This window comes from Pseudoxanthomonas mexicana (genome assembly GCF_010093385.1).
In the GTDB taxonomy this organism is placed as follows: domain Bacteria; phylum Pseudomonadota; class Gammaproteobacteria; order Xanthomonadales; family Xanthomonadaceae; genus Pseudoxanthomonas_A; species Pseudoxanthomonas_A mexicana.
Map to the genome: position 1 here is coordinate 23893 of NZ_PDWV01000043.1, position 9118 is coordinate 33010.

Here is a 9118-nt window from a genome sequence, read left to right on the forward strand (position 1 = left end):
GACGTATATCCTTCGCGCAGCTGCCGGCGCGACAGGCCTCGGACAGTCCTCCGCCGCAACCGAAGCAGTCGGGATGCCGTCGCGTCGGACTCGCCGGCTGAGGGGATGGCGGAATCCGGACGTGGTATATGCTGCCGGTCAGTTCCCACTCCAGTGTTTCGGGCTCGACGTCGGCGCCCCGCGACAATCGACCGGTGCGATGCGACGTCGTCGCACGTGCGCGGTCGCGGGTTGCGCAGGGCCGGCGTCGTGCCGGCCGGTTATCTGCATGCATGCGATCTCGCGATTCTGTTGGATGGTGAGTGGTGCCGCACTGACGCCCGCGGCGCTGGGCGAAGAGGCCGGCACATCCGGCGCGGCCGAGACCCTGGACCGTGTGGTGGTGACCGCGACGCGGCTGGAAGCGGTCACCGCATTCGATACGCCCGCCTCGATCAGCGTGGTGCCGATGGGGGATGGAGGCGCATGCACGCAGGCCGCGCTCTCGGAAGTGCTGGACGGCGTGCCGGGCGTGCAGGCGCGCGAGCGGCAGAACTTCGCGCAGGACACCCAGTTGTCGATCCGCGGCTTTGGCGCGCGTTCCACTTTCGGCGTGCGTGGCGTGCGGCTGTACGCCGACGGCGTGCCGGCGACCATGCCCGACGGTCAGGGCCAGGTATCGCACTTCAGCATGCTGGGTGCGGACCGCGTGGAGGTGTTGCGGGGCCCGTTCTCGGCCCTGCATGGCAATTCCTCCGGTGGCGTGATCCAGGCATGGAGCGACATCCCGGACGAAGGCCATGACGCCCGGCTGCAAGCGAGCCTCGCCAGTCACGACACGTTCGTGCTCGGCGCGCGCCTGCGTGGCGCCGGCGATGCCGTGGGTTACAACGTGGCGGCATCGGTGTTCGATACGCGGGGCTATCGCGATCACGCGGCCGCGCGGCGCGAGTCGTTGAACATCCTGCTGCGCGTTCGCCCCGGCGCCGGCACGCTGGACCTGGTCGCCAATCATTTCGATGCGCCCGATGCGCAGGATCCGCTGGCCCTGACGCGGGCGCAGGCCTGGTCGTCGCCCCGGCAGGCTGCGTCCGTCGCCACGGCATTCAACACGCGCAAGTCGGTGGGCCAGGATCAGACGGGTGCGGTGTATGCGCTGCCATTCGGCGACGGGCATCAGATGCGGGTGATGGGCTATGGCGGCCGGCGCGATGTCGAGCAGTTCCTCGCGCTGCCGGTCGGCGCGCAAGGCAATCCCTTGAACTCGGGTGGCGTGATCGACCTGCGCAATACCTACGGCGGTGCCGACCTGCGCTGGTCGTGGACCGGACGCCTCGGCGACCAGCCTGTCGAACTCGCGGCCGGCTTCAATGCGGACCGGCAACGGCAGCATCGCCGCGGCTACGAGAACTTCGTCGGCCCTGCGCTGGGCGTGCGCGGCGCACTGCGGCGCGACGAGCGCAATACGGTGGAGAACGTGGATCAGTACCTTCAGGCGTGGTGGCGGTTCGCGCCGCGCTGGTCGCTGCTGGCGGGCGCGCGCCGCAGCCGCATCACCTTCACGTCCCGGGATGCCTACGTCACCGCGACCAATCCCGACGACAGCGGGCGCGTCGTCTACGACCGCGCCCTGCCGGTGGCGGGACTGGTGTTCGCGCCGGGCGATGCGTGGCGCCTGTACGCCTCCTGGGGGCGGGGTTTCGAGACGCCGACCTTCAATGAACGGGGTTACCGCGCCGATGGCGCCGCCGGCCTGGCGTTCGACCTGCGTCCGGCCGTCAGCCGCAATGTCGAGCTGGGTACGAAGTGGCGGGCGTCGGGCGGGACGACGGTGGAGGCGGCGGTGTTCCGTGCCGATACCGCCGACGAACTCGCCGTGGCGCGCAATGTCGGCGGACGCAGCAGCTACCGCAACGTCGGTGCCGCGCGCCGGCAGGGACTCGAACTGCAATCCGACGTGCCGCTCGGCGATGCGTGGCGCGTGCAGTTCGCGTACACCTGGCTGGACGCGACATTCCGCGACAGCTTCCCGATCTGCACGGCCGCCGGCTGCACCACGCCCGGGGTGCAGGTCGCCGCGGGCACGCGCATTCCCGGCATCGCGCGCCAGCAAGCGTCACTGCGGCTGCGTTGGCAGGGTGAGCGGTGGCACGCGGCGGCGCAGCTGGTGGGCATGGACGATGTCACCGTCAACGACGCGGGCAGCGAGCGTGCGCCCGGCTACGGACTGCTCCACCTGGAAGCAGGCCGCGACTGGTCGTGGTCGAGCGGCCGCCTGCAGGCGTTCGCCCGCATCGACAACGCGCTGGACCGGTTCCACATCGGCTCGGTGATCGTCAACGAAGGCAATGGGCGGTTCTACGAACCCGGCGCAGGACGCACTTTCACCATCGGCGCGCGCTGGCACTGGGAGACGCCCTAGCTCGACGCCCGTCGCATCGGATCAGTTCACCAGCGTCTGGATCGCGCGCGCCGGGATGGTGACCACGGCCGAGGCCTGGCCCACGTAGAAGTTGTAGGCGATCTCCTTGTCGGTGGGATTCATCACCACCGTCGCCAGACGACCGTCGGGATTCACGAAAGACGTGGCCAGCAGGGTGCTGCGGCTGGTGGCGGTGCTGACGCGGCGCGCCTGGGGCCGGATGAACTTCGAGAAGTGGCCGATGTAGTAGTAGCTGGGCGTGTAGATCAGCTCGCCGGTGCGCGTATCGGCATGCAGCGGTGCGAAGCAGTAGTTGCCCACATGGTTGGGGCCGCCCTTCTGGTCCAGCAGCATGTTCCAGTCGGTCCAGCCCACGGCGCCGTTGTTGAGGTCGTGGATCATCGAGGTGCCGTAGCGTTCGGCGTTGGGCCAGTGCTGGTAGCGCGCGGGGTCGAACTTCTCCACCGCCGCCTCGGTCAGCAGCACGGGTTTGTCGGGGAACGCCTCGGTCACGGCCGCCACGTTGCGGAACATGGGGTCGAAGCCGGCCCAGGTCTCGTACCAGTGGAAGCCCAGTCCCCATGCGTACTTGGCGGCTTCCGGGTCGCCCAGGATCACCTGCGCGCGGTACAGCATCATGTCGCGGTTGTGGTCCCACACGATGATCTTCTTGTCGGCGTAGCCGGCGGCGTGCATCGTCGGGCCGAGGTAGTCCTTGAGGAAGTCGCGTTCCTCCTCGGCCGTGTACAGCATCGACTCCCAGGTCTGGGTGGCCATCGGTTCGTTCTGCACGGTGATGCCCCAGATCGGCACGCCTTCCTTTTCGTAGGCCTGGATGAATCTGACGAAGTAGTTCGCCCATGCCTGCCGGTACTCGGGTAGCAGCGCGCCGCCGCGCAGCATGTTGCCCGTGGTCTTCATGAAGGCCGGCGCGCTCCACGGGCTGGCGAACAATGGAAGCTCGCCACCCGCGGCCGCGATGGCCTGCTTGATCATCGGCAGGCGGGCCCGCCGGTCGTGGGCGATGGAGAACGAGGCCAGCGCCTTGTCGCCTTCCTTCACATAGGTGTAGCTGGCCGAGCTGAAGTCGGAACTGTGGATCGTGGTGCGGGCCAGTGAATACCCGATGCCGGCCTCCCTGTCGTAATAGGCGCGCATGAACTCGGCGCGCTTGTCCGGTGCGAGCGTGGCGTAGACCTCCGCGGAGGAGTCGGTGATCGCACCGCCGATGCCGAGCAGCGACTGGAAGCGCCGCGTGGGATCGACGAATACCGAGTTCTCCACTTCGGTGAGCACGTGGCCGCCCTTCAGGGTGACGGTCCCGGCCTGGCTGAGGCGTTGCCCGGTGTCCTGCGCGGTGGTGTAGATCGTCACGGTGGCCGATGTCGGCATGGGGCGCTCCTGGGATGGTGCGGCATCTGCGTGCGTCAGGCCGGCGGCCATCGTCGCGCCCAGCGCGACCGCGGTGAACAAGCGGGTGGAATGCATCGTATGCGTGCCTCGTGAAGAAGTGTGCGGAGCGGCCAGGTGGGCCTTGTTCGCCGCGCCATTGTTGACAGCGCTGTCATACCGCTGCTACATCTTGCTGTCAATGGAACGCGCGTTCGGTGGCGTGACAGTGTGACGCCTTGCCTGCCCAGGGCGGACAGGGCGTGCGGGCGTGCTGCCCTGCAGCAGGATCGACATGGCGTCGCAGGCCCCCGATCGCGGTATCCAAGGAGCGGCCGGGGCTGTCAGAATCCGGCGTCGTGCCGGGAGCATGGTCGGGAAGGGAGCGGGAGCGCATGCGTAGTCGGATCGAAGATGTGGCCGCTGCCGCTGGCGTGTCGATGAAGACCGTGTCGCGGGTGCTGAACAACGAGCCCAACGTGCGGGACGAAATGCGGCAGCGCGTGATGGCGGTCGTCGAGAAGCTGCAGTACCGCCCCAACCTGTCCGCGCGCAGCCTGGCAGGGCAGCGCTCCTATGTGATCGCGCTGGTCTACAACAACCCGTCGCGCAACTACCTGATGGAAATCCAGAACGGCATGCTGGAAGCCTGCCGCGACAACCACTACAACCTGGTGCTGGCGCCGGTGGGGGCCTCGCGCCAGCGCAAGGTAGACGACCTGAAGGTGGGGTTCGAGCACTTCGCGCCGGACGGCGTGGTGCTCATTCCGCCCCTGACGGACGATCCGGTGGTGCTGGAATTCCTTGAAGCGAACCATGTGGCCTTCGCCTGCATCGCGCCCAAGCATCCGGACGGTCGCATCGGCGTGATGATGGACGAAACCGCGGCCGTGCGTGAGCTGATGGCCGGCCTGGTGGCCCAGGGCCACCGCCGCATCGGCCACATCAAGGGCCCGCCCGCGCACGGCGCATGCCAATGGCGTTTCAAGGGCTATCGTGAGGCGCTGCGAAAGGCAGAGATCGAGTACGACGAGGACCTGGTGGTGCAGGGGGCGTTCTCGTTCGAGTCCGGCATCGAGGCCGGCAACCGCCTGCTCGACCTCAAGCGGCCTCCCACGGCGATCTTCGCCGCCAACGACGACATGGCGGCCGGCGTCATCCGCGCCGCGTGCGGGCGTGGCCTGGTGGTGCCGCGCGCCATCCCCGTCTGCGGCTTCGACGCCCCGCCGATCGCCCGCCACATCTATCCGGCGCTGACCACGGTGCGCCAGCCCACCTCCGACATGGGACGCCTGGCCACGATGCAGTTGCTGGCGCGCATCCGCGCGGCGGACGCCGGCGGCATGGTGCATGTCGAACACGAGGTGCTGTTCCGGGAATCGACGCAGCCGCCCGTCAGGCATTGAAGCGCCTGATGGCGGCGCAGGCCGCGGCCACCCCGAGGGCGGCATGGCCTATGCTGCGGTCATGAGCGACTCCCGGCTCGAAGACTTCATTTCGGCGCACAGGCGCCTGTTCGTGCTGACCGGGGCCGGCTGCAGCCCCGGGTCGGGCATTCCCGACTACCGGGACGAGCAGGGCGCCTGGAAGCGCACGCCGCCGGGGACCTACCAGGCCTTCTTCGGCGACGGGATCAACCGCCGGCGCTACTGGGCACGCAGCCTGGTCGGCTGGCCGCGCATCGCGCAGGCGCAGCCGAATGCGGCGCATCGCGCATTGGCGGCGCTGGAAGCACAGGGGCGCTGCAGCCAATTGCTGACGCAGAATGTCGATGGCCTGCACCAGGCCGCGGGGAGCCGCGCCGTGATCGACCTGCACGGCCGTCTGGATGCGGTGGTCTGCCTCGGGTGCGGTGCATCGTCATCGCGCGCGGACGTCCAGCGGCGGCTGGCGGAGGCGAACCCGGCCTGGGCCGGCCTGGCGGCCGGCGCGGCGCCCGACGGCGATGCGGACCTGGAAGATCGCGATTTCGCCACGTTCCAGGTTCCCGCGTGCGACTCCTGCGGCGGGATGCTGAAGCCGGACGTGGTGTTCTTCGGCGAGAACGTGCCGCGCACTCGGGTCGACGCCGCGATGGCGCGGCTCGCGCAGGCCGACGGCATGCTGGTGGTGGGCTCGTCGCTGATGGTCTATTCCGGCCTGCGGTTCGTGCACGCGGCGGTGCGCGCGCAGATCCCGGTCGCGGCCGTCAACCTGGGCCGCACCCGTGCCGACGACCTGCTGCGGTTCCGGATGGCGGCGCCGTGCGGGGATGCGCTGCGCTTCCTGCTCGGTGCCGACGTGCCGGCGCTCGTCATGCCGCCGGCGGCGGCTGCAGGCTGATCCAGCGTTCCAGCGAGTGCGGCGACAGCGGGCGCGAGACGTAGTAGCCCTGCAGAAGGTCGCAGTCCAGCGAGGCCAGCACAGCGCGCTGCGCGGCGTTTTCCACGCCTTCGGCCACCACCTTCAGCGACAGGCTCTCGCCGATGCGCAGGATGGAGGTGGTCAGTGCGCGCGCGGATTCGCTGTGCTCCAGGTCGCGGACGAAGCTCATGTCCAGCTTCAGTTCGCTGATCGGCAGACGGTGCAGGTGGCTCAGGCTGGAGTAGCCGGTGCCGAAATCGTCGATCGACAGGTGCACGCCCATCCGGTGGATCGCGTCGATGTTGGCCAGCACCTCGGGCTTCTGCGCCAGCATCACGCTCTCGGTCACCTCCACCATCAGCTCGTCCGGCGAAAGCCCGCACTTGCCCAGCACGTTGCCGATGAAGGCGGGCAGGTCCTGCTGCTCGAAGTTGATCGCCGACAGGTTCACCGACACCCGCGGCACCGGTACGCCGCGACGGCGCCAGTCGGCCATCTGCGTGCAGGCCTCCTCCAGCGTCCAGCGGCCGAGTTCGTCGATCAGGCCGCATTCCTCGGCCATCGGCACGAAGGTGGCCGGCGAGATCTCGCCGATCTCCGGGTGCCGCCAGCGCAGCAGCGCCTCCACGCCGTGCAGGCGCGCGTCGTCGTCCAGTACCACCTGAGGCTGGTAATGCAGGCGCAACTGGCCGCTGCGCACGGCCTCGCGCAGCGCGTTCTCCAGCGCCAGGCGCTCCTGCATAGCCTGGTTCATCTCCAGGCTGTAGAACACGATGCGCGCGCCGCCCTCGGACTTGGCGCGGTACATCGCGATGTCGGCGTGGCGCACCAGTGAGTCGACGTCCCAGCCATCGGCGGGAAACATGGCCACCCCGATGCTGGCCTGCGGCGTCAGCATCATCCGGCCGGCGATGACCGGTTCGGCAAGCCGCGCCATCAGGCGGTCGGCGAGGTTGGCGGCTTCCTCCGCGCTGCGGTCCGGCACGGCCAGCACGAATTCGTCGCCGGCCAGGCGCGCCACCACGTCGCCTTCGCGCAGTTCGCCGCCGAGCCGCTTGGCGAGTTCGCGCAGCAGGGTGTCGCCTGCGGAGTGGCCCTGGGTGTCGTTGACGATCTTGAAGCGGTCGATGTCGATGAACAGCAGGGCCACCGCGCTGTCGCGGCGCGCGGCGCCCAGTAGCATCTGTTCCACCTTGCTGTTGAACAGCGCCCGGTTGGGCAACCCGGTCAGGGTGTCGAAGAACGACAGCTGGTGCATGCGCGCACGCGCGCGATCGCGCTCGATGGCCAGGGCGCACAGGTGCAGGCAGACATCGACCACGCGCTGGTGGAACTCGTCCGGCGCGCGGTTCTCCCAGTAGTACAGGGCGAACGTGCCCAGCACGCGCCCGTCGTGGCCCTTCACCGGATTCGACCAGCAGGCGCGGATCCCCAGCGCCAGGAAGGGCGCGTTGTAGGCCTGCCAGCGCGGATCGCGTTCGATGTCGCTGCATTCGACCGGTTGCCCGCTCCAGGCCGCCGACCCGCAGGCGCCGACCATGGGGCCGGCCAGCTCGCCGTCGATGATGGCGGCGATCTGCTCGGGCAGGCTGGGGGCCGCCAAGGGGCGCAGGCGACCGTAGTCGTCCAGCCCGATCACCGACGCCACGGCCTCGGGCATCACCTTTTCCACTTCGCGGCAGATCAGGGTCATCACGTCCTGCAGCGGCTGTTCGCGGATGATCGCGCCCAGCACCTTGCGGTGCAGCTCTTCGTGCAGCTTGCTGTGGGTGATGTCGGTGTAGACGCCCAGCAGGTAACGGACGTTGCGGTCGGGGTCGTATACCGGGTTGACCACCGCCGAGATCCACAGCGGCACCCCGTTCTTGGCGTAGACCAGCAACTCGGTCCGGTAGCCCTGCTGCGTGTTCAACTGCCCGCGCACCCATTCGACCGTTTCCGGGTCGGTATGCGGGCCCGCCAGGAAATCGCTGGGCCTGCGGCCGGCGGCCTCCTCCAGCGTATAGCCCAGCATGCGCGTGAACCCCTGGTTGATCCAGGTGATGCGGGCCGCCTCGTCGCAGACGACGACCGCGTTGTCGCTGTGGTCGATGACCCACGATACGTCGGGAGCGTCATCGGCGAAGTGCGACGGCATGGCGATGGCAGTGGGCCTCACGGTCGGTCCTTCCCCAAGAACGGTTTCTGCCTGATGGTCCGGGTTCGCCACGGCGTTCTCTGCTCAGCCACCCCCGAAACGGGGCTGTACGGAACGGTATCGGCCCCTGATCGCCGCACTTTACCTGAACTTCAAGCGCGCGCGGGGTGGCCATGTGGGCTGCAAACGCTTTCAGCGCCGCTACCGGACACCGCGTCCTCGTGCGCGTGGGCGCCTGCACGCTCGGCGGGCGGTGTCCAGTGTCCGAAAGGGAGCGCGTGCCGCGTGGACGCACACCTGACGCATCGGCGTCATGAACGCGCCCTAGCCTTGCCGCCCGCATGACAGGGGTGGCCATGAAAGCAAGGTGGATCGGACTGGGGATCGGGGCGGCGCTGTGCCTGGCGGCATGCGGGGACGCAGCCCGTCCCGCGGAGGTGGAGGGAAGCGCATCGCCGGCGGACGGGATGGCGGGCGCAGGCGTCGTCGCTGCCGCGACCGCACCTTACGCACGCGCCGAGCGCGCGCTGGCGGCGGGCCGGATACTGGCGCCGGCCGGCGACAATGCGATCGAGCACTACCTGGATGCGTGCGCGCAGCCGTCGGAACGTGTCCGCGCCCGGGCGGCGCTGGCCGAGCTGCAGCCTTACGTGCTGATCGCCGCCGAGCAGGCGATCGCGCGGGGTGATGGCCGTGAAGCGGCGCGTCTGCAGGCACTGATCGCCCGCATCGATCCCGTGCGCCCGCATTGCCGCGGCTGCGTGCCGGCCTGGACGCACTGGTGCGCGAACAGGAGGCGCGTGATGCGGACGGGGCCGCAGCCGCCATGCCGTCGCCCGCTGCAGGCG

The 9118-nt window shown here is 69.2% G+C and carries 5 protein-coding genes and 1 pseudogene; 4 read left to right on the forward strand and 2 right to left on the reverse strand.

The features are described 5' to 3' along the window. Positions 1-268 precede the first annotated feature (268 nt). Positions 269-2401, forward strand: coding sequence for a TonB-dependent receptor family protein (locus CSC76_RS14405; protein WP_425500878.1), 2133 nt, complete (start codon positions 269-271; stop codon positions 2399-2401). A 21-nt stretch (positions 2402-2422) separates the two neighbouring features. Here the strand turns inward: CSC76_RS14405 and CSC76_RS14410 are convergent, their stop codons facing one another. Further along, positions 2423-3889, reverse strand: coding sequence for a glycoside hydrolase family 30 protein (locus tag CSC76_RS14410; protein WP_425500879.1), 1467 nt, complete (start codon positions 3887-3889; stop codon positions 2423-2425). 296 nt (positions 3890-4185) lie between these two features. Here CSC76_RS14410 and CSC76_RS14415 point away from each other — a divergent pair, with 296 nt between their 5' ends. Next, on the forward strand, positions 4186-5196 hold the full coding sequence (locus CSC76_RS14415) for a LacI family DNA-binding transcriptional regulator (RefSeq protein WP_162110690.1): 1011 nt from the start codon (positions 4186-4188) through the stop codon (positions 5194-5196). A gap of 61 nt (positions 5197-5257) precedes the next feature. Next, the gene (locus tag CSC76_RS14420) at positions 5258-6112 is read left to right on the forward strand and encodes an NAD-dependent protein deacetylase (RefSeq protein WP_238394990.1); all 855 of its coding nucleotides are present in this window, start codon (positions 5258-5260) and stop codon (positions 6110-6112) included. Here CSC76_RS14420 and CSC76_RS14425 read toward each other — a convergent pair. Then, a complete protein-coding gene (locus tag CSC76_RS14425) occupies positions 6084-8291 on the reverse strand; it encodes a sensor domain-containing protein (protein ID WP_238394992.1) in 2208 nt (735 codons plus the stop codon). The two genes, CSC76_RS14420 and CSC76_RS14425, sit on opposite strands and share 29 nt — an antisense overlap. Before the next feature lie 446 nt (positions 8292-8737). Between CSC76_RS14425 and CSC76_RS14430 the strand changes: the two are divergent. Further along, a pseudogene (locus CSC76_RS14430) lies at positions 8738-9118 on the forward strand (hypothetical protein); the annotation flags it as partial.